This window comes from Micromonospora sp. WMMD987 (assembly GCF_029581435.1).
Lineage (GTDB): Bacteria > Actinomycetota > Actinomycetes > Mycobacteriales > Micromonosporaceae > Micromonospora > Micromonospora rifamycinica.
Genome location: NZ_CP120861.1, coordinates 4,917,007 through 4,943,201 on the forward strand (window position 1 = coordinate 4,917,007; position 26,195 = coordinate 4,943,201).

Annotated in this window: 24 protein-coding genes; 9 read left to right on the plus strand and 15 right to left on the minus strand. The window is 74.0% G+C overall.

What is annotated here, in order from left to right; translation table 11 throughout:
• Positions 1–55: 55 nt before the first annotated feature.
• From O7612_RS20625 to O7612_RS20640, 4 genes are all read right to left on the minus strand, one after another.
• Entirely contained in the window at positions 56–2,284 is a 2,229-nt protein-coding gene (locus O7612_RS20625) for a transglycosylase domain-containing protein (protein ID WP_282266666.1), read from the minus strand.
• 419 nt (positions 2,285–2,703) lie between these two features.
• Complete coding sequence (locus O7612_RS20630; RefSeq protein WP_282266668.1) at positions 2,704–3,495, minus strand: hypothetical protein; 792 nt, start codon at positions 3,493–3,495, stop codon at positions 2,704–2,706.
• Between the two features lie 256 nt (positions 3,496–3,751).
• Positions 3,752–4,858, minus strand: coding sequence for an SPFH domain-containing protein (locus tag O7612_RS20635; protein WP_282266670.1), 1,107 nt, complete (start codon positions 4,856–4,858; stop codon positions 3,752–3,754).
• A 4-nt stretch (positions 4,859–4,862) separates the two neighbouring features.
• Entirely contained in the window at positions 4,863–5,336 is a 474-nt protein-coding gene (locus O7612_RS20640; protein WP_067312893.1) for an NfeD family protein, read from the minus strand.
• A 94-nt stretch (positions 5,337–5,430) separates the two neighbouring features.
• On the opposite strand from O7612_RS20640, the gene O7612_RS20645 reads away from it, so the two are divergent.
• Complete coding sequence (locus O7612_RS20645; protein ID WP_282266674.1) at positions 5,431–6,744, plus strand: serine hydrolase domain-containing protein; 1,314 nt, start codon at positions 5,431–5,433, stop codon at positions 6,742–6,744.
• Positions 6,745–7,067: 323 nt separating this feature from the next.
• Here O7612_RS20645 and O7612_RS20650 read toward each other — a convergent pair whose 3' ends face one another.
• Positions 7,068–7,880, minus strand: coding sequence for a DUF3097 domain-containing protein (locus O7612_RS20650; RefSeq protein WP_282266676.1), 813 nt, complete (start codon positions 7,878–7,880; stop codon positions 7,068–7,070).
• Between the two features lie 128 nt (positions 7,881–8,008).
• Between O7612_RS20650 and O7612_RS20655 the strand changes: the two genes are divergently transcribed.
• Entirely contained in the window at positions 8,009–8,803 is a 795-nt protein-coding gene (locus O7612_RS20655) for a hypothetical protein (protein ID WP_282266678.1), read from the plus strand.
• A 160-nt stretch (positions 8,804–8,963) separates the two neighbouring features.
• Here the strand turns inward: O7612_RS20655 and O7612_RS20660 are convergent, their stop codons facing one another.
• From O7612_RS20660 to O7612_RS20675, 4 genes are all read right to left on the minus strand, one after another.
• Complete coding sequence (locus O7612_RS20660) at positions 8,964–9,743, minus strand: HAD-IIA family hydrolase (RefSeq protein WP_282266680.1); 780 nt, start codon at positions 9,741–9,743, stop codon at positions 8,964–8,966.
• 39 nt (positions 9,744–9,782) lie between these two features.
• Positions 9,783–10,814, minus strand: a complete 1,032-nt coding sequence (locus O7612_RS20665) for a ferrochelatase (RefSeq protein WP_282266681.1) — start codon at positions 10,812–10,814, stop codon at positions 9,783–9,785.
• Between the two features lie 98 nt (positions 10,815–10,912).
• Positions 10,913–11,680 carry an enoyl-ACP reductase FabI gene (gene fabI, locus O7612_RS20670; RefSeq protein WP_067312905.1) on the minus strand — a complete coding sequence of 256 codons (768 nt, stop codon included), beginning with the start codon at positions 11,678–11,680 and terminating at the stop codon, positions 10,913–10,915.
• Positions 11,681–11,702: 22 nt separating this feature from the next.
• A complete protein-coding gene (locus tag O7612_RS20675; RefSeq protein WP_282266683.1) occupies positions 11,703–12,407 on the minus strand; it encodes a beta-ketoacyl-ACP reductase in 705 nt (234 codons plus the stop codon).
• Between the two features lie 427 nt (positions 12,408–12,834).
• Here O7612_RS20675 and O7612_RS20680 point away from each other — a divergent pair, with 427 nt between their 5' ends.
• Positions 12,835–13,044 (plus strand): hypothetical protein, encoded by a 210-nt coding sequence (locus tag O7612_RS20680; protein WP_282266685.1) that lies wholly within the window; start codon positions 12,835–12,837, stop codon positions 13,042–13,044.
• A gap of 31 nt (positions 13,045–13,075) precedes the next feature.
• On the opposite strand, the gene O7612_RS20685 is transcribed toward O7612_RS20680, so the two are convergent.
• From O7612_RS20685 to O7612_RS20695, 3 genes are read right to left on the minus strand one after another with little or no spacing between them, the layout of a single operon-like run.
• Complete coding sequence (locus O7612_RS20685) at positions 13,076–14,026, minus strand: VWA domain-containing protein (protein ID WP_282266687.1); 951 nt, start codon at positions 14,024–14,026, stop codon at positions 13,076–13,078.
• Positions 14,023–15,030 (minus strand): DUF58 domain-containing protein, encoded by a 1,008-nt coding sequence (locus O7612_RS20690; RefSeq protein ID WP_282273975.1) that lies wholly within the window; start codon positions 15,028–15,030, stop codon positions 14,023–14,025. Before O7612_RS20690 ends, O7612_RS20685 begins: the two co-directional genes overlap by 4 nt.
• Entirely contained in the window at positions 15,009–16,118 is a 1,110-nt protein-coding gene (locus tag O7612_RS20695; RefSeq protein WP_282266689.1) for a MoxR family ATPase, read from the minus strand. Before O7612_RS20695 ends, O7612_RS20690 begins: the two co-directional genes overlap by 22 nt.
• 240 nt (positions 16,119–16,358) lie before the next feature.
• On the opposite strand from O7612_RS20695, the gene O7612_RS20700 reads away from it, so the two are divergent.
• The 3 genes from O7612_RS20700 (at position 16,359) to O7612_RS20710 (ending at position 18,744) form a co-directional block, all read left to right on the plus strand.
• Positions 16,359–16,589 carry a hypothetical protein gene (locus O7612_RS20700; protein WP_282266691.1) on the plus strand — a complete coding sequence of 77 codons (231 nt, stop codon included), beginning with the start codon at positions 16,359–16,361 and terminating at the stop codon, positions 16,587–16,589.
• Positions 16,586–17,104: a PH domain-containing protein gene (locus O7612_RS20705; protein ID WP_282266693.1), complete on the plus strand. Its 519-nt coding sequence runs from the start codon at positions 16,586–16,588 to the stop codon at positions 17,102–17,104. Before O7612_RS20700 ends, O7612_RS20705 begins: the two co-directional genes overlap by 4 nt.
• Before the next feature lie 254 nt (positions 17,105–17,358).
• Positions 17,359–18,744, plus strand: coding sequence for a PH domain-containing protein (locus tag O7612_RS20710; protein ID WP_282273976.1), 1,386 nt, complete (start codon positions 17,359–17,361; stop codon positions 18,742–18,744).
• Positions 18,745–18,822: 78 nt separating this feature from the next.
• Here O7612_RS20710 and O7612_RS20715 read toward each other — a convergent pair whose 3' ends face one another.
• Positions 18,823–19,851, minus strand: coding sequence for a phosphatase PAP2 family protein (locus O7612_RS20715; protein WP_282266695.1), 1,029 nt, complete (start codon positions 19,849–19,851; stop codon positions 18,823–18,825).
• A 166-nt stretch (positions 19,852–20,017) separates the two neighbouring features.
• Here O7612_RS20715 and O7612_RS20720 point away from each other — a divergent pair, with 166 nt between their 5' ends.
• The gene (locus O7612_RS20720) at positions 20,018–20,425 is read left to right on the plus strand and encodes a hotdog domain-containing protein (protein ID WP_282266697.1); all 408 of its coding nucleotides are present in this window, start codon (positions 20,018–20,020) and stop codon (positions 20,423–20,425) included.
• Positions 20,422–21,252, plus strand: a complete 831-nt coding sequence (locus tag O7612_RS20725; protein ID WP_282266699.1) for an MBL fold metallo-hydrolase — start codon at positions 20,422–20,424, stop codon at positions 21,250–21,252. The genes O7612_RS20720 and O7612_RS20725 overlap by 4 nt, the downstream gene beginning before the upstream one ends.
• A 209-nt stretch (positions 21,253–21,461) precedes the next feature.
• Here O7612_RS20725 and O7612_RS20730 read toward each other — a convergent pair whose 3' ends face one another.
• Positions 21,462–22,394: a carbohydrate kinase gene (locus O7612_RS20730; RefSeq protein ID WP_282266701.1), complete on the minus strand. Its 933-nt coding sequence runs from the start codon at positions 22,392–22,394 to the stop codon at positions 21,462–21,464.
• Positions 22,395–22,731: 337 nt separating this feature from the next.
• On the opposite strand from O7612_RS20730, the gene O7612_RS20735 reads away from it, so the two are divergent.
• The gene (locus tag O7612_RS20735; protein ID WP_282266703.1) at positions 22,732–23,862 is read left to right on the plus strand and encodes a lytic polysaccharide monooxygenase; all 1,131 of its coding nucleotides are present in this window, start codon (positions 22,732–22,734) and stop codon (positions 23,860–23,862) included.
• A 100-nt stretch (positions 23,863–23,962) separates the two neighbouring features.
• Here O7612_RS20735 and asnB read toward each other — a convergent pair whose 3' ends face one another.
• Positions 23,963–25,924 carry an asparagine synthase (glutamine-hydrolyzing) gene (gene asnB, locus O7612_RS20740; protein ID WP_282266705.1) on the minus strand — a complete coding sequence of 654 codons (1,962 nt, stop codon included), beginning with the start codon at positions 25,922–25,924 and terminating at the stop codon, positions 23,963–23,965.
• Positions 25,925–26,195 lie beyond the last annotated feature (271 nt).

The window sequence follows — 26,195 nt, forward strand, 5'->3', positions numbered from 1 at the left end:
ATGGATCGAGCGTGATCTTGCGCCTCGGCGCCGCGCGCCGCGCACGAATCCCGGCTCAGCCCCGGCGGTTCTGCAACCAGCGCAGCAGATCCGAGGGGAGGTCCTGCACCGGTGACGGCAGGCGGGGGGACGGGCGGGGCGTCGGGCGTTGCGGGTTGCCGACCAGCTCCCGGCTCGGGGCGGTGAAGTCACGGACCGGCTGACCGTCGACCGCGGTACGGATGGTCCGGGCGACCGCGGTGATCACCTCGCCCTGCACCGCCGCGCCGACCGCGTCGCCCGGGTCGTCGGGGTTGGCGGCGATACCGGCGACCGCCACCTGCGGGGTGAAGCCGACGAAGGTCTCGGTGGCGTTCTGCTCCGAACTGCCGGTCTTGCCGGCCACCGGGCGACCGACGATCCGGTCCACCCCACCGGCGGTGCTGCCGTTGCACTGCCCGTACGCCGACTGCTGACCGACCGGGCAGCGCGCCGCGTCGGTGGCGGCCCGCGCCACGTCCGGCGTCACCACCTGCTTGCAGGATGGCGTGCCGACGGGCACGGTCGCGCCGTCCGGCGCGGTCACCGACACCACCGGCGTCGGCGCGCAGTACGTCCCCTCGGCGGCCACGGTCGCGTAGGCGTTGGCCAGGTCGAGCGGGGTGGTGGCGGACACCCCGAGGGTGAACGCCCCCCAGTCGTCGGCGTCGTGCGCGGCGAGGGCGGCGTCGGCCGGTGCCCGGAAGGTGATCCCGAGGCGCTGGGCCATCTCCACCACCTTGGCCGGACCGACCTGCTCCTCCAGCCAGACGAAGTAGGTGTTCACCGAGCGGCCGAAGCCGTCCCACATCATCCGGTAGCCGTCCATCCGGGCCGGGTTGGCGTTGGCCGGGCACCACCGGCCGCCGCAGGAGGCCTCCCCCTCGGCGGGGAAGCGGGTGGTCAGCCGGCTCGGCGAGTCGAAACCGGTGGACAGGGTACGCCCGTTCTCCAGCGCGGCCAGCATGGTGAACAGCTTGAACGTCGAGCCGGCCTGGTAGCCGGCGATGCTGCCGCCGCCGGAGACCAGCGGGTTGACGGTCTGACCGTCGCCCACCCCGTACTCCCGGTTGACGGCCAGGGCGAGCACCCGGCCGGTGCCGGGCTCGACGGCGGCGATCGGCAGGGCGCGGGCGTCGTCGGCGGGGTAGACCTTGCGGGCCTCGGCGACGGCGGTGGCCTGCACGTCCGGGTCGAGCGAGGTCACGACCGTGTAGCCGCCCCGGCGCAACGCCTGCTCCCGCTCCTGCTCGGTCGCGCCGAAGGCGGGTTGCCCCAGCCACCAGCCGCGCAGGTAGTCGCAGAAGAAGCCGGCGTCGGCGGTGACCGCGGCGGTGCAGCCGTTGGGCTGGGCGGTGGGGTGCAGGGTCAGCTTCTCGGCCCGGGCCACGTCGGCCTGCGCCGCGGTGATCGCGCCGGTGGCGACCATCGAGTCGAGGACGTACCCGCGCCGCTCCAGGGCCGCGTCCCGGTCACCGTCGATCGGACTGTACGCGTCGGGCGACTGCACCAAGCCGGCCAGCAGCGCCGACTCGGCGAGGGTCAGCTCGGCCGGCGGCTTGCCGAAGTAGCGCTGGCTGGCGGCGGCGACCCCGTACGCGCCGGAGCCGAAGTAGGCGATGTTGAGGTAACGGTTGAGGATCTCGTCCTTGCCGAGGGTCTTCTCCAGCTCGGTGGCGTACCGGATCTCCTGGAGCTTGCGGCCGACGGTCTGCTCGGTCGCCGCCTGCCGCTCCTCGGCGGTGCGGGTGGGATCGGTCTTGAGCACGTTGCGCACGTACTGCATGGTGAGCGTGGAACCGCCCTGGGCGGTGCCGCCACCGGTGACGTTGGCGACCAGCGCACGGGCCATGCCCCGCAGGTCGGCCCCGCCGTGGGAGTAGAAGCGCCGGTCCTCGGCCGCGACGATCGCCTGCCGCAGCGTGGGCGCGATCTCGGCCAGTGGCACGTCGGTGCGGTTGACGTCGTAGAACGTGGTGAGCAGCGTCTTACCGTCGTTGGCGTAGAGGTAGGAGCGCTGCGGGGTGACCGGGGTACGCAGCGCCGCCGGCAGGTCGTCGAACGCCCCGAGCACCGCCTTGGTGGCGATCCCGGCGAGCAGGTTGCCCGGCAGCGCGGCGACCGCGAGGACCAGACCGGCCAGCAGGCCGGCGAGCAGCACGGTGAGCAGCCGCGTCAGCGGCGTCCGGGGTGAGGACATGCGCTCCAGCATTGCCACCGCGACGACCAGCGGCCCACTCCGCCATCCGATTGTCAGGTAACTCACCGTAATCTGCCAGCGACTTCCCCACCCCGCACCCCTCCCGTCCCGAGCCATCCCCGTCCTCCCCTCCATCCCGTTCCTCCCCTCCATGCCACCCCCTCCCCGTCGTCCCCGCTCCTCCCCTCCGGGTCACTCCCCGAGCCCCATCCCCGGCAGCACTCCCCCGCACCGCTCACCGGCGAGCCGCTCCCTCGGTGATCAAGAGGTTCCGGGGCTGCCCACGCAGATCTCCGACCTGAAGCTCTTGATCAACTGACCCGAACCTCTTGATCACCGAGCGCGGGCAGGCGGGGCGGGAGCGCCGGCACGGGTGGGCGGCGCGAGCGGAGTGCGGGCGCGGCGGGCGGGCGCGGCGGGCGCCCGCGGGTGGGCGTGGCGGGCGCGGGCGGGCGGGCACGGGTGGGGCTGCTCGGGGCGGGTGGTCAGGCGGCGGGGAGGGGGCCGTGGGGACCGGTGGGCGGGGTCGGGGTGGTGACGCTGGCGGTGGCGGCGTCACGGGCGATGGCGGCCGGGAGGAGGCGGCCGGAGCGGTAGCCGATGCCGATGCCGGCGATCAGCACGAAGATCGCGCCGAAGGTCGGCAGCGAGCCGACCAACGCGCCGCCCAGGCCGAGCAGCGGGGCGGCGATCATCAGCATCGCCCCGTCGCCGATGGCGAAGGTCCCGGAGCGGGCCACCGCCCAGCCGGTGAGCAGCCATCCCGCGCTGTAGCAGGTCGCCCCGACCAGCACCAGCGTCCGGGCGGTGGTGCCGAAGACCGGCGTCTGCCCGGCCAGGCCGGCGAAGGGCAGCATCAGCACCGTACCGCCGATGCCGACCAGCAGGCCGGCAACCGCGCCCCGCCGGCTGCGGGCGGCCGCGAGCAGGCCGGTGAGCGCGAGCAGGGCGAGCAGGCCCAGCCAGATCGCGGCGACCCAGCCGAGCAGGTAGAGCGGTCGGCCGTCGGCCGGGTACGGGTCGTCGCCGGCCGCGCCGTCGCCGGCCATCGCCACCGCGCCGTAGAGCACCGCGTAGGCGGGCAGCAGCCAGACCGCGGCGCGGGCGAGCCGGCGCAGCGACCAGGCCCAACTGGCGTCGGTGGCGGGTGCGGCCGGGCCGGGGTCGCCGACGAAGGGCAGCACGCCGAAGCCGCCGCCGGTCCGCCGGGTGCCCAGCGGACCCGCCGGGTCGTGTGCGCCGACCCTCGGGGTACGGGAGAACAACGGGTCCTTCATGCCTCACCTCGTCCGCTCCGACGGGCGGCACGAAGGCGACGCCCGTCTGCTCCTGCGACGGGCGGGCCGGAACGCGCCACCCGTCACCGCCGACGGGGACACCGAACGCGCCCCGTCGGCTCCGGACGGGCGGGCCGGAACGCGCCGGCGCCCCGGGTCCTGACCACCACCCGTCCCTCAGGACCGATCGTGGCAGGCACCGGGGCGCCGGATGAGTGTTTCTCGCATTTGCCGCCCCGGGTGGGCCGCGGCGGGGTCAGGCCCGTTCGCGCTGGTCGGCGGGGTCGCTGACCAGGCTGGCCGGGGAGACCGGCTCGGGTGCGGGCAGTCCCTGCGGCACGTTGCCGCCGGTGGCCTGCGCCTCGGCGACGCGTACCTCGTCGTGGATCTGCTGGGCGGCGCTCGCCGCCGCCTGGGCCGCCTCCGCGGCCTCCCGCTCGACCTCGCTGGCGGTCTGCTTCGCCTCGGGGGCCGGTTCGTCGCCGACCATCCGGCTCAGCCCGCCCAGCGCGCCGCCCATGCCCTCCAGGGCCTTGGTCAGCTCGGCCGGGACGATCCAGACCTTGTTGGCCGTGCCGTTGGCGATCTGCGGCAGTGCCTGGAGGTACTGGTAGGCCAGCACCTTCTGGCTCGGGTTGGCGGTGTGGATCGCGTCGAAGACCGTCCGGATCGCCTTCGCCTGGCCCTCGGCCTGGAGGATGCGGGCCTGCCGGTCACCGTCGGCGCGCAGCACCGCCGCCTGCTTCTCACCCTCGGCGGTGAGGATCTGCGACTGCTTGTGCCCCTCGGCGTTGAGGATGGCGGCCCGGCGGTCCCGCTCGGCGCGCATCTGCTTCTCCATCGAGTCGCGGATGCTCGGCGGCGGCTCGATCGCCTTGATCTCCACCCGGGTGACCTTGATACCCCACCGGCCGGTGGTCTCGTCGAGCACGCCGGAGAGGTGCCGGTTGATCTCCTCCCGGCTGGTCAGCGCCCGCTCCAGGTCGAGCGAACCGATCACGTTACGCAGCGTCGTGACGGTCAACTGCTCGATCGCCTGGATGAAGTTGGCGATCTCGTAGGTCGCCCGGACCGAGTCGACCACCTTGTAGTAGAGGACGGTGTCGATCGACACCACCAGGTTGTCGGAGGTGATCACCGGCTGCGGCGGGAAACTGACCACCTGCTCCCGCATGTCGACCTTGGTACGCACCGCGTCGACGAACGGGACCAGCAGGTTCAGGCCCGGGTTCAGCGTGCTCTTGTACTTGCCGAGCCGCTCCACCACGTCCTGACGCTGCTGCGGCACGATCCGCACCGCCTTCGCCAGCGTCACCACTATGATCAACGCTACGGCCACCAACAGGACCGCTACAAATTCCATACCGTCACCTTTTCTCTTCCGGCAGCTCACCGGGGGAGGAAATGTCGTCCTGCCACACCAGGGCGGTCGCGCCCTGGACCTTTATCACCTGCACCCGCACACCGGGCGCGAAGGTCTGCGTCGCGTCGTACGGACGCGCCGTCCACAACTCGCCGTCGATCTTCACCATGCCCCGCTCGGTATCGACCTGCTCGATCACCAGCGCGGTGGCGCCCTCCAGCGCCTGCACCCCGAACGGCTGCTCGCCGCTGTCCACCGACGGCCGCATGTGCCGACGGATGGTCGGCCGGGCGAGCGCCACCGTCAGCGCCGACACCACGGCGAAGACCACCGCCTGCACGGCGACGGGCGCACCCAGCGCGGCGGCCCCGGCGGCGGCGAACGCGCCGACCGCGAACATGATCAGGAACAGCGTCGTCGTGAAGATCTCGGCGACGGCCAACAGCACACCCAGCACGATCCACACCACGGCGTCCACCCCTCGATCGTGACACGTCCACGCGAATCCACCCACTTCTGATGATCAGTAAGCTCGTCCCAGGGCGGTACCGACCGCCGCGAAGGAGCCGATCGTGACCCTGCTCGCCGAGACCGCCCGCCGGATCGACACCCTGGTGGCGCAGGCTCAGGCCACCGGGCGTACGCCCTCGCTGGCGCTGGGCGTCGTGCGCGACGGCGCCCTGGTGCACCTGGCCGCCGCCGGCGACCACCCGCGCCCGGACGCCGACCTCCAGTACCGGGTGGGCTCGATCACCAAGACGATGACCGCGACACTGCTGCTGCGGGAACGCGACGCCGGCCGGCTCACCCTCGACGACCCGCTGGACCGGTACCTGCCGGGCACCGCCGTCAGCGGGCTTACCCTGCGCCAGTTCCTCGGCCACGCCAGCGGCCTGCACCGCGAGCCCGACGGCCCGTGGTGGGAACGCACCGAGGGCACCGACCTGGCCACCCTGGTCGCCGGCCTGACCACGGACAAGGTCGGCTACCCCGCCTGGCGCGGCTACCACTACTCCAACCTGGCGTACGGGCTGCTCGGCGGGGTCCTGGAGCGGGTCACCGGCACACCCTGGGCGGAACTGGTGACCACCCGGATCCTCGACCCGCTGGGCATGTCGCGCACCACCTACCACCCCACCGAGCCGTACGCGCCGGGCTACGTGGTGCACCCGTGGCACGACACGCTACGGGAGGAGCCGTGCACCGACACCGGGGCGATGGCCCCCGCCGGGCAGCTCTGGTCGACGGTGACCGACCTGGCCCGCTGGGCGGCGTTCCTCGCCGACCCCACCGACGAGGTGCTGGCCGCCGACACCCTCACCGAGATGTGCACCCCGGTGATGCTCAACGACCTGGACTCCTGGCGCGGCGGTCACGGCCTGGGGCTGGAGCTGTACCGCGAGGGCGACCGGGTGTACGTGGGCCACGGCGGCTCGATGCCCGGCTACGTGGCCGCGCTGACCGTGCACCGGCCCAGCCGGACCGCCGTGGTCGGCTTCGCCAACTCGTACGGCTTCCGCACCGGGCACATCGGCGGGCTCTCCCGGCAACTCCTCACCCTGGTCCTGGACGCCGAGCCGCCCCCGGTCGTCGCCTGGCGGCCGGCGTCCGCGCCACCGGTGGCGGAACTGGCCGAGCTGACCGGCCGCTGGTGGTGGATGGGCATCGAGTACGAGGTCCGGGCCGACCCAGCCGGTGGGCTGCGGGCCGGCCGGGTCGGCAACCCGACGCTGCGGTTCACCCGGGAGGGGCCGGACCGCTGGCGGGGCCGCTCCGGCGAACAGGACGGCGAACTCCTCGCCGTGCTCCGCGACCCGGCCGGGCGGGTGGTGGGCCTGGACATCGGCACCTTCGTCTTCACCCGCACGCCCGACCAGGAACCCTGACCCGCCGGGCGGACGCTCCACCGGGCCGGGCCGGGCCGGGCCGGGCCGGGCCGGGCCGGGCCGGGGCAGGCCGGGCCGGGGCAGGCCGGGCCGGGGCAGGCCGGGCCGGGGCAGGCCGGGCCGGGGAAGGACAGGCCGGGGAAGGACAGGCCGGGGCAGGACAGGCCGGGGCAGGACAGGCCGGGGCAGGACAGGCCGGGGAAGGACAGGCCGGGGAAGGACAGGCCGGGGCAGGACAGGCCGGGGAAGGACAGGCCGGGGAAGGACAGGCCGGGGCGGGCCGGTGGAGCGGCGTAGCCGGTGGGGAGCGGGCGGCGTCGGGCTCAGTCGGGTTCGGTCACGAAGTCGATCAGGCGCTCCATCGCGGTGATCAGCGGCGTCTCCACGTCGGCGAAACTGTCCACCCGGGACAGGATGCGCCGCCACATCTCGGCCGGCTCGGCCACCCCGAGGGCCGCGCAGACGCCCTCCTTCCACGGCTGGCCCGGCGGTACCACCGGCCAGGCCCGGATGCCCAGCGCCGCCGGTCGGACCGCCTGCCACACGTCGACGTACGGATGGCCGGTGACCAGCACGTACGGGGAGTCCACCCGGGCCACGATCCGGCTCTCCTTGGAACCCGGCACCAGATGGTCGACGAGCACCCCGAGCCGGCGGCCGGGGCCGGGGGCGAAGCCGCGTACCTCGGCGTCGAGGGCGTCGATGCCGTCCAGCGGTTCCACCACCACGCCCTCGATCCGCAGGTCGTCGCCCCAGATCCGTTCGACCAGGGCGGCGTCGTGCACGCCCTCGACCCAGATCCGGCTGGCCCTGGCCACCTGCGCCCGGACGTCGGCCACCGCGACCGATCCGGAGGCGGTCCGCCGCCGGGCGGCCGGCACCGGGGCGCGGACCGGCCGGCGCAGGGTCACCGGCGCCCCGTCGAGCAGGAACGCGGCGGGCAGCAGGGGGAAGACCCGCCGCCGGCCGTGCCGGTCCTCCAGCACCACCGCACCCGACTCGAATCCGACCACCGCACCGCAGAACCCCGAGTCGGCGTCCTCCACCACGAGGTCCACCTCCGCGTCGACCTCGGGGGTGACCTTCCGTCGTCGCCAGTCGCCCGCCAGTACGTCCTCGCCGTATCGCCCCGCCATGTCGATCACGCTAGCCGCACCCGTGCCCCGGCACCTCCCGACGCGCCCGCCCCGGGCGGCGGGACGGCGGGACGGCCGGCGACACGGCAGTCGAGACAGGGGCAGCGGGGAGCACGTACCCTTTCGGCATGTCCTCCCCCGCAACGGGCGCGGCCACCCTGGCCGCGCGCCGGTCGAGCCGTTTCGTGGCCTGGGTACGCGCCTGGCGGGCCGGCCTGGTGCCCTTCGACGAGGTCGCCGAGTCGGTGGCCGGTGACGAGGAGCACCTGGTCGCCGACGCCCCGGGCACCTGGCGGGACGTGCCGCTGCGGGAAGCCCTCCCGGCGCTGGCCAAACTCTCCCCCGACGAGATCCGGCTGGTGCTGCCGGCCCCGGGAGACCCGCGCGGGCTGCCCGGCCCGGGTGACTTCGCCGGGGCGGCGCTGCTGGCCGGAGAGGCCGTGGTGGCGGGTGGGCTCGGGCTGATCCCCGAGGTGCGCACCCACACCTCCGGCTCCGGGATGACCTGGGAGACGGTGCTGTGGCGGGTCTACCCGCTGCCGGCCGACGCGCCCAGGGCGTCGCTGACCGCGCCGGGAGCGGCCGAGGCGGAGGCCGAACTGGCCACCGCGCTGGCCGAGTCCACCGCCGCGCTGACCCGGCTCGACGTGGCCCAGTGGCGGCCCGAGCTGGCCGGGGCGCTGGCCGCGCTGCGCCGCCCGGACGGCGCCACCGACCTGCCGCCCGGGTTCGACCCGCGTTCCCGACGGCTCTTCGCCCGGGCCGCCGTCCTCGACCGGGTGCTCGCGCTGGCCGGGGAGAGCGCGCCCGGCGGGGCGGTCAACAACCATGAGGCCCAGCAGCGCGACGCCGCCCTGCGCCCCCTCACCACCGCCTGCCGGCAGGCCCTGGTCGCCGCCTGCAACGCACCGCTGCGCCCCTGACCGGGCTGCGCCACCGGCCCAGGCCTGACCAGGCTGCGCCACCGGCCCAGGCCTGACCAGGCTGCGCCACTGGCCGGGGCACCGTTAAGCCCCTGACCGGGGCACCGCTACCGCCGCTGGCCGGGGCGGCGCGGCCGGCAGGCGTCCCCGACGGGTCGGCTCAGATCTCGTCGATCAGGTCGAGCACCGAGTCGACGATGCGCGACGGCCGGTACGGGTAGCGTTCCGTCTCGGCCCGGGTGCTGATCCCGGTGAGCACCAGGATCGTCTCCAGGCCCGCTTCCAGGCCGCACAGGATGTCGGTGTCCATCCGGTCGCCGATCATCGCGGTGCTCTCGGAGTGGGCGTTGATGGTGTTCAGCGCGGAACGCATCATCATCGGGTTCGGCTTGCCGACGAAGTACGGCTCCACCCCGGTCGCCTTGGAGATCATCGCGGCGACCGAACCGGCGGCAGGCAGCGCGCCCTCGACCGACGGGCCGGTGACGTCCGGGTTGGTGCAGATGAACCGCGCCCCGTCGTTGATCAGCCGGACCGCCTTGGTGATCGCCTCGAAGCTGTAGGTGCGGGTCTCCCCCAGCACCACGTAGTCCGGGGCGAAGTCGGTCAGCACGTAGCCGACCGCGTGCAGCGCCGTGGTCAGCCCCGCCTCCCCGATCACGTACGCGGTGCCGCCCGGCCGCTGGTCGGCGAGGAACTGGGCGGTGGCCAGCGCCGCCGTCCAGATCGCCTCCTCGGGCACCTCGAACCCCATCCGGGTGAGCCGGGCCCGGAGGTCGCGCGGGGTGTAGATGGAGTTGTTGGTCAGCACCAGGAAGGGTTTGCCGGACGACCGGAGCCGGTTGACGAACTCCGGTGCCCCGGGAACCGGCTGGCCCTCGTGCACCAGCACGCCGTCCATGTCGGTGAGCCAGCTCTGCACCGGCCTGCGGTCAAGCATCTGTCGTCCCAAGGTGGTGTCGGGGAGGGCGGGTCGTCATCAGGGGCGGCGGGCGGCCGACACGCAGCACGGGGTGGGGCAGGTGTCCCACATGGGCAGGTCGCCGAGTCGGCGGCGCAGCCGCTCCCCGTCGGGCGTGGTGCGTTCGGCCACCAGCTCACGCACCATGGTCACGAACCTCGGATCGGTGCCGGGGGTGCCGGCCCGGACGAAGTCCAGGCCCAACCCTCCGGCCGTCTCCGCGGCCTCGGTGTCGAGGTCCCAGGCGACCTCCAGGTGGTCCGAGACGAACCCGATGGGGCTGACCACCACCCCGGTCACGCCCTGTCCGGCGAGGACGGTCAGGTGGTCGTTGACGTCCGGCTCCAGCCACGGCACCTGCGGCGGGCCGGAGCGGCTCTGCCAGACCAGGTCGTACGGCAGGTCGGGCGCGGCGGCGGCGTGCACCAGCCGGGCGGTCTCCGCGAGCTGGGCGGTGTACCGGCCGCCGTGCGGGCCGGCGGTGGCCGCCGCCGAGGTGGGGATGGAGTGGGCGGTGAAGACGAGCCGGGTGGTGTCCCGCCGGGCCGGGTCCAGCGTCTCCAGTGCGGAACGCACCGCGTCGGCGTGTGGCTCGACGAAACCGGGATGGTCCCAGAACTGCCGCAGCTTCTCGATCACCGGGGCGTCCGGGCCGACGGCGGCCCGCGCGGCGGCGATGTCCTCCTGGTACTGCCGGCAGGACGAGTAACCGCCGAACGCGCTGGTGACGAACGCCAGTGCCCGCTGGACGCCGTCGTCGCGCATCTGTGCCACCGTGTCGGCGAGCATCGGATCCCAGTTCCGGTTGCCCCAGTAGACCGGCAGCTCGACGCCGTGGGCGGCGAAGTCCGCCCGGATCGCGGCGAGCAGCTCACGGCACTGCTGGTTGATCGGGGAGACCCCACCGAAGTGCAGGTAGTGCTCGGCGACCTCGGCCAGCCGCTCGGGCGGCACCCCCCGCCCCCGGGTCACGTTCTGCAGGAAGGGCAGCACGTCCTCGGGACGTTCCGGCCCACCGAAGGAGACCAGCACCAACGCGTCGTACGACATGGGGTCATTCTCCCCCGCGCCCGGCGACGGCCCGACGACGCCCCCTGGTGGCGGACACGACACAGGGGCCCCGGGGGTCCGGAGCCCCTGCGCGTGGTTCAGGCGCCGAGGACGTGGTACCCGCCGTCGACGTGGACGATCTCGCCGGTGGTGGCCGGGAACCAGTCCGACATCAGCGCCAGGCAGGCGCGGGCGGCCGGTTCCTGGTCGGTGAGGCTCCAGCCGAGCGGGGAGCGCTCGGTCCACGCCTGCTCGAACTGCTCGAAGCCGGGGATGGACTTCGCCGCCATGGTGCGCAGCGGCCCGGCGGCGACCAGGTTGCTACGGATGCCCTGCCGGCCCAGGTGCACCGCGAGGTAGCGGGAGACGGACTCCAGCCCCGCCTTGGCCACGCCCATCCAGTCGTAGACCGGCCAGGCCTTGGTGGCGTCGAAGGTGAGGCCGACCACCGCGCCGCCCGGCGACATCAGCGGCAGGGCGGCCATGGCCAGCGACTTGTAGGAGTACGTGGAGACCTGCAGGGCGGTCGCCACGTCCTCCCAGGCGGCGTCGAGGAAGCCGCCGCCGAGGCAGCTCTGCGGGGCGAAGCCGATCGAGTGGACCACCCCGTCGAGGCCGTCGACGTGCTTGCGCACCTGGTCGGCCAGGCCGGCGAGCTGCTCCGGGTTGGTCACGTCCAGCTCGATGATCGGCGCCGGTTGGGGCAGCCGCCGGGCGATCCGCTCGACCAGCGAGAGCCGGCCGTAACCGGTGAGCACGACCTGGGCGCCGTTCTCCTGGGCGAGCTTGGCCACCGAGAAGGCGATCGAGGCTTCGGTGATGACGCCGGTGACCAGCAGCCGCTTGCCGGCGAGCAGTCCTGACATGTGTTGGCTTCCTCCGTAGTTCTCAGTGGCCCATGCCGAGGCCGCCGTCGACCGGGATGACGGCGCCGGAGATGTAGCCGGCGGCGTCCGAGGCGAGCCAGGTGACCACCCCGGCGACCTCGTCCGGATCGGCGAACCGGCCGGCGGGGATGACCTTGCGGTACTCGGTGCGACGGTCCTCGGGCAGGCTGGCCGTCATCTCGGTGTCGATGAAACCGGGGGCGACCACGTTGGCGGTGATGTTGCGGCTGCCCAGCTCCCGGGTGATCGAGCGGGCCACCCCGACCAGGCCGGCCTTGCTGGCGGCGTAGTTGACCTGGCCGGCACCGCCGTAGAGCCCGATCACCGAGGAGATGAAGATCATCCGGCCCCACTTGGCCCGGAGCATCTTGGACGAGGCCCGCTTGGCGCAGCGGAAGGCACCGGTCAGGTTGGTGTCGACCACCCCGGTGAACTGCTCCTCGGACATCCGCATGAGCAGCGTGTCGTCGGTGATGCCGGCGTTGGACACCAGCACCTGGACCGGCCCCAGCTCGGCCTCGATCGTGGTGAAGGCGGCGTCGACGGAGGCGGAGTCGGTGACGTCGCACCGGACCCCGAACAGCCCCTCGGGGGCGTCACCACTACGGTGCGTGACCGCCACCCGGTCGCCCTGCTTGGCGAACGCCTGCGCGATGGCCAGTCCGATTCCCCGGTTGCCGCCGGTCACCAGCACGGTGCGGGTCACGGGTCCCCCTTCGGTTCCGCTGATCATTCCGGTCGGAGCCTAGGCGTTACCGGTAGGTAACCGCTAACGGACCACTGCCGTGTCGCCGGCGGCGCGGCCCCGACGGCAGAGCGCGGACGATGGCCTCCCACCCCGACGTCACGGCCCGGCTCCGGCCGGTGACCGCCGGCTGACGGAACCGGGACCGGCACGCTGAGTGCGCGTGCCCGACGGCCCCGTTGTACGATAACCGGCGTTCCGAGCCGAAGGCGGCTCGTGTCTCCGGCCCCGCCGACCACAGGAGGTGATCGCTGTGCGAGATAGCGATCCTCCCAGTCGTGGCCGGGCCGTCCGTCAGCCCCGCTGAGCCACGACTCAGTCGGTTGAGCTGACCCAGCTCCCGCTCACCGCGCCCCACCCGCACCGCCGACCCCCGCCGTACCGGCCGGTGAGTCGACGGCCGCCGGCCCGCGCGGTGCAGCAGCCCGGTCACGACTTCGTGTGTGCGCCCCGACCAACCCCCTGCGGTCCGCCCGCCCCGCGGACCGTCCCGTCGCCACCGGAGCCGTTCATGAGCCGCTACGTAGCCCCCCTGAGCTTCACCCTCGCCGCCGTCTGGGTCGCCGTCGTGTTCGTGCTGGCCGGTGGCGGTCACTGACCGCCACCGACCGGCACGGCAGCACCCCGGGTCACAGCATCCGGGAGGTCCACAGCAGGCTCAGCCCACCCGCGCAGAGCGCCAGCAGCAGCGCCACCCCGGCGTACCACTGGGTTATCTCGCGCGGCTCGGTGCGGAACCCGATCGACGAGCCCATGTCCTGGTAGACCTGCTTCAACTCGGCCACCGAGGCCGCCTCGTAGAAGAAGCCCTCGGTGGTCTCGGCGAGCTGGGCCAACGCCAGCCGGTCCACCGGCACCCGCTGCAACTGACCACCGATGTCCACCTGCCCGGAGTCGGTGCCGAACGCGATGGTGGAGACCGGCACGTTCGCCGCCTGCGCCGCCGCCGCGGCCTCCTCCACCGACCGGCCCGAGGTGCGGAACCCGTCGGAGAGCAGCACGATCCGGGCCGGCGGAATCCCGGCCGCGCCGTCCGCCGGCACCGACCGGATCGCCTCCAGACAGGTGAAGACCGCCTCACCGGTGGCGGTCGCCTCGGCCAGGGTCAGCCCGTCGATCGCGGCGGTCACCGCGGCCCGGTCCTTGGTGGGCGCCACCAGCACGTTCGCCGCCTTGGCGAAGGAGACCAGCCCCAGGTTGTAGCTCACCGGCAGCTCGCCGACGAACTGCTTAGCCGCCTCCTGGGCAGCCTCCAGCCGGTTCGGTGACACGTCGTCGGCCTGCATGGACAACGAGACGTCGATGGCGAGCATCACGGTGGCCCGCTCCAACGGCTCCTCGGTGTCGATCGCCGGCCGGGCCATCCCGGTGGCCAGCGCCACCATCGCCAGCAGCAGCGCGGTCGCCGCCGCGTGCCGCCGCCAACCCAACCCCTTGGGCGCGAGGGTACGCAGCAGGTCCACATTGGTGAACCGCATCGCGTACGCCCGACGGTGGCGCTGCCGCCAGACGTAGGCCGCGGCCAGGGCCACCACCGGCAGCAGGGCCAACAGCCACCACGGTTGCATGAAACGGATCATCGCGTCGTCCCCCGGGTGCGGGCGTGCCGCTGGGCGGCCACGAATCGCACCATGTCCAGCAGCCAGTCTCGGTCGGTACGCAACAACAGGTGCCCGGCGCCGGCGGCCCGCATCTCGGCGGCGTTCGCCGCGCGCTGGGCGGCGGCCTCCTCGGCGTACCGGCGGCGTAGCCGCGGATCGGCGGTCTGCACCTCGTGCAGCCGGCCGGTCTCCGGGTCCACCACCGGCAGCACCCCCACGTCGGGCAGCTCCAGCTCACGCGGGTCGACCACCTCGATGGCCAGCACGTCGTGCCGTACCCGCAGCTTCCGCAGCGGACGACCCCACTGCGCGGGCGGCGCGAGGAAGTCCGAGATCACCACGACCAGGCCCCGGCGGCGCGGCGGCCGGTTGAGCAGATCCACCAGCGCGCCCAGGTCACCGCGTCCGGGTCGCAACGGGGTGTGCGCCACCGCGCGCAGCAGCGCCTGGGCCTCCCGCCGGCCGGAGCGGGCCGGCACCCGGGTCAGTGTCGGCGGCCCGGCGGGGGGCGGCGGGGCGGGCCGCCACCGGCGGGCGGGCGTGGGCGGCGGTTCCGCCCCGGTCCCGATCACCGCGCCGATCCGGTTCCCGCCGCGCACCGTCAGGTGGGTCAGCGCGGCCGTCGCGGCGACCACCACGTCCCGCTTGAGCCACCGGCCGGTGCCGAAGTCCAGGCTCGCCGACAGGTCCACCGCCAGCCAGGTCTCCAGCTCCCGGTCGGCCACCGTACGCCGCACGTGCGGGGTGGTGGTACGGGCGGTGACCGGCCAGTCCATCCGGCGTACGTCGTCGCCGGGGCGGTACTCGCGGGACTCCCCCGCCTCGCTGCCCGGACCGGGCAGCAGCCCCGCGTAGTCGCCCTGGAGCAGGCCGTCGAGTTTGCGGGTGACCAGCAGTTGCAGCCGGGACAGCACCGCCTCGGTCCGCTCCGCGCCGGCGTCGGCCGGGCGCACCGCGCCGGTCACGGCCGCTGGCCGGGCCAGCCGGCGGCCGGCGGGCCACTGACCGGCGGCGACGCGGACGCCTGCTGCCGCGGGGCCACCGAGGGCAGCGGGATGGTCGACATCACCCGGTGCACCACGTGGTCGGCGGGCACGTCGTCGGCGAGCGCGTCGTAACTGAGCACCAACCGGTGCCGCAGGATGTCCGGCGCGATGTCCTGGACGTCCTGGGGCAGCGCGTAGTCCCGGCCGCGCAGCAGCGCCAGCGCCCGGGTGGCCCGGACCAGGCCGAGCGAGGCACGCGGGCTGGCCCCGTACTGGATCAGCCGGGCCACGTCGGGCATGCCGTGCTCGGCGGGGCTGCGGGTGGCCAGCACCAGCCGTACGGCGTAGTCGACCAGCGCGTTGTGCACGAAGACCTGGTCGGCCTTGCGTTGCAGGGCGAGCAGGTCGTCGGCGCTGAACACCTGCGCCGGTTCGGGTGCGGCGACCCCCATCCGGTAGACGATCTCCCGCTCCTCCGCGTCGGTGGGGTACCCGACGACGATCTTCATCAGGAAACGGTCCCGCTGCGCCTCCGGCAACGGGTAGACGCCCTCCTGCTCGATCGGGTTCTGGGTGGCCATCACCAGGAACGGGTCGGGCACCCGGTGGGTCTGGCCGCCGATGGAGACCTGCCGCTCGCTCATCACCTCCAGCAGCGCCGACTGCACCTTGGCCGGAGCCCGGTTGATCTCGTCGGCGAGCAGGAAGTTGACGAAGACCGGCCCCAGCTCGACGTCGAACTTCTCGCTCGACTGCCGGTAGATCCGGGTGCCCATGATGTCGGCCGGCACCAGGTCCGGGGTGAACTGCACCCGGGCGAACTGGCCGCCCACCACCCGGGCCAGGGTCTCCACCGCGAGGGTCTTGGCCACCCCCGGCACCCCCTCCAGCAGGCAGTGCCCGCGGGCCAGGAGCGCCACGAACATCCGTTCCACCATCCGGTCCTGCCCGACGATCACCCGCTTGATCTCGAACAGTGCCCGCTCCAGCAGGGTGGCGTCCTGGGCGGGGGTGGTCACCGCCGGAGGTGTCTCGGGGGAGGTTCCGTTCGGGGTCGGGGCGTCGGGCGTGGTCGGCTGGGCCACCGGTCCTCCACAGCATGATCGGTCGTCGTGGCGTGGTGCGGTAACAAGACTCGCATGCCCGGCTGGGAGCCGAGGCGGCGAGAACCCGATTTCGGGCACACCGTCCGGATCACCGAATCGCTGAACGAGGCTGGACACACAGGGGTCTGCCGCGTGTACGATTCACCCCGTCGCCGGGCGGCTCCCCCCGTGGCCGCCCGGCGCTCAAACTTCCGGTCCCGGCGTGCCTACACTCCCCAGGTGACCGATCCCACCCCCACCGACGACGCCCCCGTCTGCTCGTCCCGGGGGTGCCGCGCACCCGCCGTCTGGGCGCTGCGCTGGAACAATCCCCGGCTGCACGTCCCCGACCGGCGGAAGACCTGGCTCGCCTGCCCGGCCCACCGGGGCAGCCTCGGTGACTTTCTCGACGCCCGCGGGTTCCTCCGGGAGGTCGCCGCGCTCCCGGGATCGCATACCCTCGAAGCGTGAACGCTGCCGAGCCACCCCAGTCCCCGGTGAGCGCCCTGGAACCCTGGCCGGACACCGTCCGCTGGCAGCCCATCTCGACCGACCTGATCTGGGTGGAACTGCTCCGCCTGGCGCTCGGGGTGGCGGTGCTGCTGGTCGGGCTGGTGCTGGGCTGGGTGTTCAGCGGGCACTGGCTGTTCGGCGCGGGCTGTGCGGTGGTGCTGCTCGGCGCCGGCTGGCGGGTGGTGACGATCGTCCGTGCCGTCCGCGCCTGGGGGTACGCCGAACGCGCCGACGACCTGCTGGTCCGGCACGGGCTGCTGGTCCGCCGGCTGTCCATCGTGCCGTACTCGCGGATGCAGTTCGTCGACGTCAGCGCCGGACCGTTGGAACGCGCCTTCGACCTGGCCACCGTGCAGCTGCACACCGCCGCGGCGGCCACCGACGCCCGGGTGCCCGGCCTCCGGCCGGCCGAGGCGTCCCGGCTGCGCGACCGGCTCACCGCGCTCGGCGAGGACCGGGCGGAGGGACTGTGACCGACGGTCCCGGCCCCGGCGCGGGCCGGCCCGCCGATCCGCCACCCGCCCCGTCGGGCCTGCCCACGCCGGGCGTCACCGCTGCGCCCCCGAGCATCACCGCGGCCCCGCCCCCGATCACCGTGACCCCGCCGGGCGTCACCGCGGCCCCGCCCCCGATCACCGTGACCCCGCCGGGCGTCACCGTAACCCCGCCGGGTGCCAGCGCGACCCCGCCGGTGTCCACCGACCCGGCCCACCCGGAGATCCCCCCGGTGCCGCCGGGGCCGACCGACCACGGCCCGGCGGGCGGTGAGGTCGAACCCCGGCAGCGCCTGCACCCGCTCAGCCCGGTGTTGCAGGGGGCGAAGTCCCTGGTGGTGGTGATCGCCGGGCTCTCCTGGTCGACCCTGTCGAGGGTCGGCTTCGGCTGGTTCGCCGTGCTGGTGGCGGTGCTCGCCCTGGGCGCGACCGTGCTGGCGGTGGTCAGCTGGTACAACACCGGCTACCACATCGTCGGACGGGAACTGCGGGTCCACGAGGGGCTGCTGTGGCGGCGCACCCGGGCGATCCCGCTGGAACGGTTGCAGGCCGTCGAGGTGGTCCGGCCCCTGCTCGCGCAGCTCACCGGCCTGGCCGAGCTGCGGCTGGAGGTGGTCGGCGGCGGCAAGACCGAGGCGCCGCTGGCGTACCTCTCGGTCGCCGACGCGGCCCGGCTGCGGCAGCGGCTGCTCACCGTCGCCGCCGGCATGCCGGGCACCGAGGTCGGCGACGCGGCCGTGCCGCCGGCCGCCGGCGCACCCGCGGACGGCAGCGGCCCGGTCGCCCGCCCGGGCGACGGGGAGCCGGCGGGCCGCCCGCTGCACGCGGTGACCAACACCGACCTGCTGGTCAGCCAGCTCCTCACCCCGCAGGCGTTCCTGCTCCCGGTCGGGGTGGCCTTCGTGGTGGCGCAGTTCCTCTCCGAGGGCTCCTGGTCGTTCATCGCGGTGGCCAGCACCCTCACCGCGATGGCCGGCGTGCTGCTGCAACCCGTCCGCCGGGTCCTCGACGACTGGAACTTCCGGCTGGCCCGCGAGTCCGACCGGCTGCGCATCCACAACGGCCTGCTGGAGACCCGGATGCAGACCGTGCCGCTGGAACGGGTGCAGACCGTCGGGGTGACCTGGCCGCTGCTCTGGCGGATGAAGGGCTGGCTGCGGCTGCGGTTGGAGGTGGCCGGCTACTCCGGCGGCGAGGCCGACGACCGCAACCGGCCCGACCGGCTGCTCCCCGTCGGCGACCTGGACGTCGGCACGGCGATCGTGGACGAGGTGCTGGCCGGGGTGCGGTTGACCGCGCTGCCGTTGACCCCGCCCCCGACCCGGGCCCGCTGGCTGCGCCCGCTCAGCGCCCGGGTGCTCGGCGCGGGGCTGCACGAGCGGGTCTTCGCCGTCCGGTCCGGTCTGCTCACCCGGCAGCTCGCGCTGGTGCCGTACGCCCGGATCCAGAGCGTGCGGGTGGTGCAGGGGCCGGCGCAGCGGCGGCTGCGGCTGGCCACGGTGCACGTCGACACCGCCGGCGGATCGGGGGCCGCCGCGCACGACCGCGACCTGGCCGAGGCCTGGACGCTCGCCGCGGAGCTGACCGCGCGGGCGCACGCCGCCCGCCGGGCCGGCTGAGTCAGCCGGCCCGGATCCCAGGCCGGCTGAGCCGCCGGCTCGGGTCTCAGGGGGTCTCAGACCGGCTGAGCCGCCGGCTCAGTCCCGGACGGGCACCGACGCGACGGGTGCGACGGGCACCGGGGGTTCGTCGTCCCCGGCGGTCGCGGCCCGCCGGGACCGCCGAGCCCGCCAGGCCCGCTCGGCCAGCCCGACGACCAGGAACGTCATCCCCACGTACGCCCAGCCGACCAGCACGTCGATGACGTAGTGCTCACCGCTGTAGACCAGGGTGAACGTCATCGCCAGCGGGTACGCCAGCAGCAGCGGCCACCACCGTCGGCGGGTCGACCGCAGGAAGAACAACACCACGAACAGCGCCCAGGCGGTGTGCAGCGACGGCATCGCGGCGACCGGGTTGGACGCGATCTGCCCGGCGTTGAGCAGGTTGCCCGCGCCGTGCATACCGAACTCCTTCCACCCCCGGGTGGAGATCCGGGCGACCTCGGTGAGCAGCCCGTTCTGCGCCGCCCACCACGGCGGCGCGGCCGGGTAGACGAAGTAGGTGACCAGGCCGGCGGCACAGAGGAAACCCCAGCGCCGCATGTACGCCGCCCAGCGCTCCCGGCTGCGCACCCAGAGCACGGCGGCGGCGGCCAGCGTCACCACGAAGTGGGAGAAGTAGACCCAGCTGACCAGCACGTCCCACCAGTGCACCTCGGGCCGGTAGAGGTGCTGCTGGAGCCAGACCGTCGGCACCTCGCCCCCGGTGGCCCAGCCGAACATCACCCGGTCGGCGACGATCAGCTCGTAGGCGTGCGGGGTGCGGCCGTTGTCGGCGAAGCCCCGGGAGAGGTTGTAGAAGGCGAGCAGCAGCACCACCGGGATCCAGTCCCGGGCGAAGGCCAGGTGGCTGCGCCACGGCCGGCCCCAGTTCCAGGCGACGGTGCCGGCCCAGATCCACAGGAAGGCGTACGCCGGATCCGTCGGCAGACCGATGACCAGCCAGGTCACCACGAAGGCGACGGCCCAGACCGACATCGCGGTCACGCGACGCCGGCCGCCGACGGACACCTCGGCGGTGGGGGACGACGGGACAGGGGGCGGGGGCTCAGTCACAACGGCCATCGCCGTCAAGGTTAACGGTGGGCGACGCATCGACCACCGCCGACCACCCACCGGGTGGCCGCCGGGAGCCGCCGCGCCCGCCCGGACCGGGAGCACCCGGTCGCGGCGCGGCCGGGCCGCCGGTCTCCGGGCCGATGCCGGCGCCCCGCCCACTAGGCTGATCCCCATGCCGCAACAGCCGGACGCACCGTTCCCGCCGGGGCTGACCGCCCGGGTCGAGCTGACCGTCACCGAGGCCGACACGGCGCGGGCCGTCGGCTCCGGTGACGTGCCGGTGCTGGGCACCCCCCGGGTGCTCGCCCTCGTCGAGGCCGCCACGGTGGCCGCGACGGCGACCGGGATGCCCGCCGGCCGGATCACGGTCGGCGTCCGGGTCGAGCTGGCGCACCTGGCCGCCACCCCGGTCGGGCGGACCGTGGTGGCCCACGCCCGGCTGGCCGAGGCCGACGGGCGGCGGTTGCTGTTCGAGGTGACGGTCACCGACGGCGACGTCACGGTGGCCTCGGGGCGGATCGAGCGGGCGCTGGTCGACCGGCAGCGGTTCGTCGAGCGGGTGACGCGGGTGTCGTCGTGACGTTCCGGTTCGTGGCGGTCGCCGACGGGGTGCACGTGCTGCGGGAGCCGCTGCTCGACGTCAACGTCACGCTGGTCGTCGGCGACGGCGCGGCGCTGCTGGTGGACACCCTGTCCACCGCCGGGCAGGCCGCCGCGCTGGCCACCGCGGCGCGGACGGTCACCCCGTACCCGTGGACGCTGGTCAACACGCACCACCACTTCGACCACTGCTTCGGCAACGCCACGCTCGCCGTCGACCCGCCCCGCCCGGTGTACGCGCACGAACGGGCCGCCGCGGCACTACGGGAACGGCCGGACCGGCTGCGCCGGGCGGCGTACGAGGAGATGCGGGCGGACCACCCCGGGCTCGCCGCCGAGCTGGCCGGGACGACCCTGCTGGCCCCCACGCACACCGTGCACACCGAGACGGTGCTCGACATCGGCGGCCGGCGGGTGGTGCTGCGGCACCCGGGGCACGGGCACACCGACGCGGACCTGGTGGTGCACGTGCCGGATGCCGACGTGCTGGTCACCGGGGATCTGGTGGAGCAGTCCGGGCCACCGGCCTTCGAGGAGTCGTACCCGTTGCAGTGGCCGGACGCGGTGGCCGAGCTGCTACGGATGACCACCCCGGCGACGGTGGTGGTGCCCGGCCACGGCACGCCGGTGGACGTGGAGTTCGTCCGGGCCCAGCATGCCCGGCTGGCCGAGCTGGCCTGGCTGATCCGGGCCGCCCACACCGGCGGCGCACCGCCGGAGCGGGTGGCGGCGGACTCCCCCTTCGGTGCCCGGCCCGGCCTCACCGCCGCCCGCCGGGGCTACCTCGAACTCGACGGCACCCCCTGACACCCGCCCACTGACCGGCCGCGGGCCGGCCGGCGGAGCAGTGCCGGCGGTCGGGCCGCACGGCGGACCAGCGCGGGCGATCGGGTCGGGCGGCGGACCAGCGCGGGCGATCGGGCCGGGCTGCGGCCGGCGAAGCAGCGCGGGCGATCGGGCCGGGCGGCGGCCGGCGAAGCAGCGCGGGCGATCGGGCCGGGCGGCGCGGGCCGCGGTCAGTCGCCGAAGCGGCGGCGCACCTCGTCCCGGGTGGGCATGGCCACCGCCCCACCGGGCGACTCGCAGACCAGGCCGGCGACCCGCAGCGCGAACGCCACCCGCCGGTGCCAGTCGGCCGGCACCGGCGGTGCGCCGTCGGCCAGCAGCTCGGCCACGAGCGCGGCCATCACCGAGTCGCCCGCGCCGGTGGCGTCCACCGCCCGGACCTCCGGCGCGGGCACCCGGACCGGGTCGGGGCCGGCGGCGACCAGGGCGCCGTCCGCGCCGAGGGTCACCACCACCGTGCCCGCGCCCAGCTCCCGCAGGTACGCCGCGACGCCCTCGACCGGCTCGTCGGGCCAGAGCAGCGCGGCGTCGGCGGCGCTGAGCTTCACCAGGTGCGCCCCGGCGGCGAACTCCACCACCACCTCCCGCAGAGCGGCCAGCTCTGCGGGGCCGGACAGCAGCCGGGGCCGGACGTTGGGGTCGAAGACCCGCAGTCCGGGCGCGAGCGACCAGGCCCGGCGGGCGGCGGCGAGCGTCGCCGGGCACAACAGCACGATCGAGCCGCAGTAGAGCACGTCCGCGCCCCCGACCAGCGCCACGTCAAGGTCGTCGGCGGCGAGCAGGCCGTACGACGGTGGGTCGCCGTAGAAGCGGAAGTCCGGCTCGGCCCCGGTGTGCGTGGTCACCGCCAGCGTGGTGGGCGCGGCGACGGTGACCGTCCCGGCCAGTCCGACCCCGGCGGCGGCCAGGAAGTCACGGATCCGGCCGGCGAGCACGTCGTCGCCGAGCGAGCCGACGAACTGGGCCGTGCCGCCGAGCCGGGCCACCCCGACGGCGACGTTGAGCGGGCCGCCGCCGATCGCCTGCCGGAACACCGGCCGCCCCTCGCACTCGGCGTCCAGCAGGTCGACCAGCGCCTCACCGAGCACCACCGCGTATCCCACGTCGCCTCCCAGCGCGTCGTCGTCCGGCTACCAGGCTGGCACAACGGCCCACACCGATCGGGGGCGGCCAGGCAACAGAATCTCACCCATCGAGCAACGACTATTGCATGGTTCGTCCGGGCGTGATGGTATTGGTGTGCCGGGTGGCGCGGAGGGCTGCCGCATCCACTCGGCGATCAGCTGGGATCCGACGCGAGAGGCACCGGTCCGTGGGCACGGACCGCCGACGGCACGCGCCCGTCGGCCCCTGTCGGGCCGCCGGCCAGAGCCGCGACCGACGCATCCCCACCTTGTGCGGGGCGGGCGCTCACGCCACCCCGCGGATCAGGAGAAGCTCGTGCTCCGTTCTCGTACGGCCGCGTTGTTCACCGCGGCCGCCACCCTCGCCTTCGGGGCCGTCGCCCTGACGGTGCAGCCCGAACCGGCAGCCGCGCACGGCACGCCGATCGTTCCGGGCAGCCGGACCTACCTGTGCTGGCAGGACGGCCTCAGCCCCACCGGCGAGATCAGGCCGAACAACCCGGCCTGCTCCGCCGCCGTCGCCCAGAGCGGCACCAACTCGCTCTACAACTGGTTCAGCGTGCTCCGCTCGGACGCCGGTGGCCGCACCGTCGGCTTCATCCCCGACGGCAAGCTGTGCAGCGGCGGCAACACCGGCTTCGCCGGGTACGACCTGGCCCGCACCGACTGGCCGCTGACCCACCTGACGGCCGGTGCCCGGCTGGACTTCAAGTACAGCAACTGGGCGCACCACCCGGGCACCTTCTACTTCTACGTGACGAAGGACAGCTGGAGCCCGACCCGGCCGCTGGCCTGGAGCGACCTGGAGGAGCCGTTCCTCACGGTGACCAACCCGCCCCAGCGGGGCGCGTCGGGCACCAACGACGGGCACTACTACTTCAGCGGCAACCTCCCGACGGGCAAGTCCGGCCGGCACATCATCTACTCCCGCTGGGTCCGCTCGGACAGCCAGGAGAACTTCTTCGGCTGCTCGGACGTCACCTTCGACGGCGGCAACGGTCAGGTGACCGGGGTCGGTAGCGGCAACAACCCCACCACGCCCCCGCCGACCACGCCGCCGCCGACCACCACCCCGCCGCCGACCACCACGCCCCCGCCGACCACCACCCCGCCGCCGCCGACCACCACCCCGCCGCCGGGCAACAGCGACTGCATGGCGGTCTACCGGGTGGTCAGCGCCTGGAACGGCGGCTTCCAGGGCGAGGTCACCATCATGAACCACAGCACCCGCACGTACGGGGGCTGGGCGGCGAGCTGGACCTGGCCCAACGGCCAGGTGATCTCGCAGGTCTGGAACGGCACGCTGAGCACCAGCGGGTCGACGGTGACCGTCACCAACGCGGCGTACAACGGCTCCATCGCGCCGGAGAAGACGACCACGTTCGGCTTCACGGCCAGCAGCTCCGGCACCAACGGGCTGCCCACGATCACCTGCTCCGGCCGGTGACCGGGTACTGAGAAGGCCGTAGGCCCCCGCCCTTCGGGGCGGGGGCCTACGTTCGTCGGACGACCGGTGTGCACCGGTCACCACCGGGACCGGACCGGGGTCAGCGGACCATGCTGCCGACCACCGGCTTGGTGAGCAGGGCCGACTGGTTGCGCTGGATACCCGGGTCGAGGGTCTTGGCCACGAAGATGGCGTGCCAGATGCAGAAGATCAGCACCGTCCACACCTTGCGGGAGTTGTCCGCCTCCTCCCGCTTGTGCTCCTCCAGCAGCCGCATCGCGTACGACAGGTCGATCAGGTCGCCGGCGCCGGAGGTGGACAGCACGTGCCGGGCCCACTCGTACATCTCGCCGCGCAGCCAGACCCGGGTGGGGGTCGGGAAGCCCAGCTTCCTGCGGTTGACGATGGCCGGCGGCACGACCCCCTGCAACGCCTGGCGCATGGCGTACTTGGTGGCGTCGGAGCGGGGCGGCAGCTTCAGGTCGACCGGGATGGTGGCCGCCACGTCGAAGACCGCCCGGTCCAGGAACGGCACCCGCACCTCCAGCGAGTGCGACATCGAGATCCGATCCGCCTTGACCAGGATGTCGCCGCGCAGCCAGGTGTAGAGGTCGACGTACTGCATCTTGGTGACGTCGTCCAGCTCGGTGCACTCGGCGTAGATCGGGGCGGTGACGTCGGTGTAGCGCACCGACGGGTCGTAGCGGCGCAGCAGGTGCCGCTTCTCCTCCTCGGTGAACATCCGGGCGTTGCCGTAGTAGCGCTGCTCGATCGGGGTGGTGCCGCGCTCCAGGAAGCTCTTGCCCTTGACCCCCTGCGGGATCGCCTTGGAGACCGCGCGCAGGCCCTTCTGCACCCCGCCGGGCAGGCCGTTGACGGTGCCGAGGGACAGCGGCTCCCGGTAGATGGTGTAGCCGCCGAAGAACTCGTCCGCACCCTCGCCGGAGAGCACCACCGTGACGTGCTCGGCGGCCTTCTTGGCGACGAAGTAGAGCGGCACCAGCGCCGGGTCGGCCACCGGATCGTCCAGGTGCCAGACGATCTTCGGGAGCGCGTCGATCATGTCCTGCGGCCCGATCTTGGTCGGGATGGTGGTCACGTCGAGGTGCCGGGCCGACTCCTGGGCCACGTCGATCTCGGAGTAGCCGGGCACGTCGTAGCCGACGGTGAAGGTGAGGATGTTGGGGTTGAACTCCCGCGCCAGGGCCACCACGGCGGTCGAGTCGATGCCGCTGGACAGGAACGAGCCGACCGGGACGTCGGAGCGCATGTGCATCCGGACGCTCTCCCGCAGCGTCTCCCGGATCTCGTGGTAGAGCCGCTGCTCGTCGGCGACCGGGGCGGGCCGGAACACCGGCCGGTACCAGCGCCGGACGTCCAGCCGGCCCCCCGGGGACCAGCTCAGGTACTCGCCGGAACCGATCCGGCTGATGCCCTGGTGCAGGGTGCCGGGCTCGGGGACGTACTGGAGGGTCAGGTAGTGGCTGAGGTTGGCGGTGTCGATCCCGGCGTCACCCTGGTAGTAGGAGTGCGCGAAGGGCAGCAGCGCCTTCTTCTCCGAGGCGAGGTAGAGGCCGTCGGCGGTCTCCAGGTAGTGCAGCGGCTTGATGCCGAAGTAGTCCCGGGCGCCGAACGCCCGGCGCTCCTGCCGGTCCCAGATGACGAAGGCGAACATGCCGCGCAGCCGGGTGAGCACCTGCTCGCCCCAGTAGTGGTAGCCGGCGACGATCACCTCGCCGTCACCGGCGGTGGCGAACTGGGCGCCGAAGCTCCGGGCCAGCTCCTCCCGCAGTTCGATGTAGTTGTAGATCTCGCCGTTGAAGGTGAGCAGGTAACGACCGTTGGCGTAGGGCAACGGCTCGTGGCTGGACGCGACGTCGATGATGGCCAGCCGCTTGTGCGCGAACACCCCGTCCGCGTAGTGGCCCGTGGCGTCGCCGACCACCTCGACCCCTGTCTCGTCCGGTCCGCGGTGGTGCAGGCATTCCAACGCCCCCGCGATGTTGTCGCGGTGGGCGGCGGCGTTGCCGTTCGCGCTGAAGAAGGCCAGGAGTCCGCACATGGCCGCCATCTTTCCACGCGGCCCGTCGCGGCCGCGCGGCACCGCACACCCTGTCCCTCTCCGCACGGCACGATCCCCCGCACCCGGCCCCGGACCGGACGCCGGGCGGACCCGACGCCGGGCGGACCGGACGCCGGGTCCGGGCCGGAGGACGCCCGGGTCCGGAGGACGCCGGGTCCGGGCCGAAGGACGCCCGGGTCCGGAGGACGCCGGGTCCGGGCCGAAGGACGCCGGGTCCGGGCCGGGCTGACCCGGGGCAGGCCGACAGGCC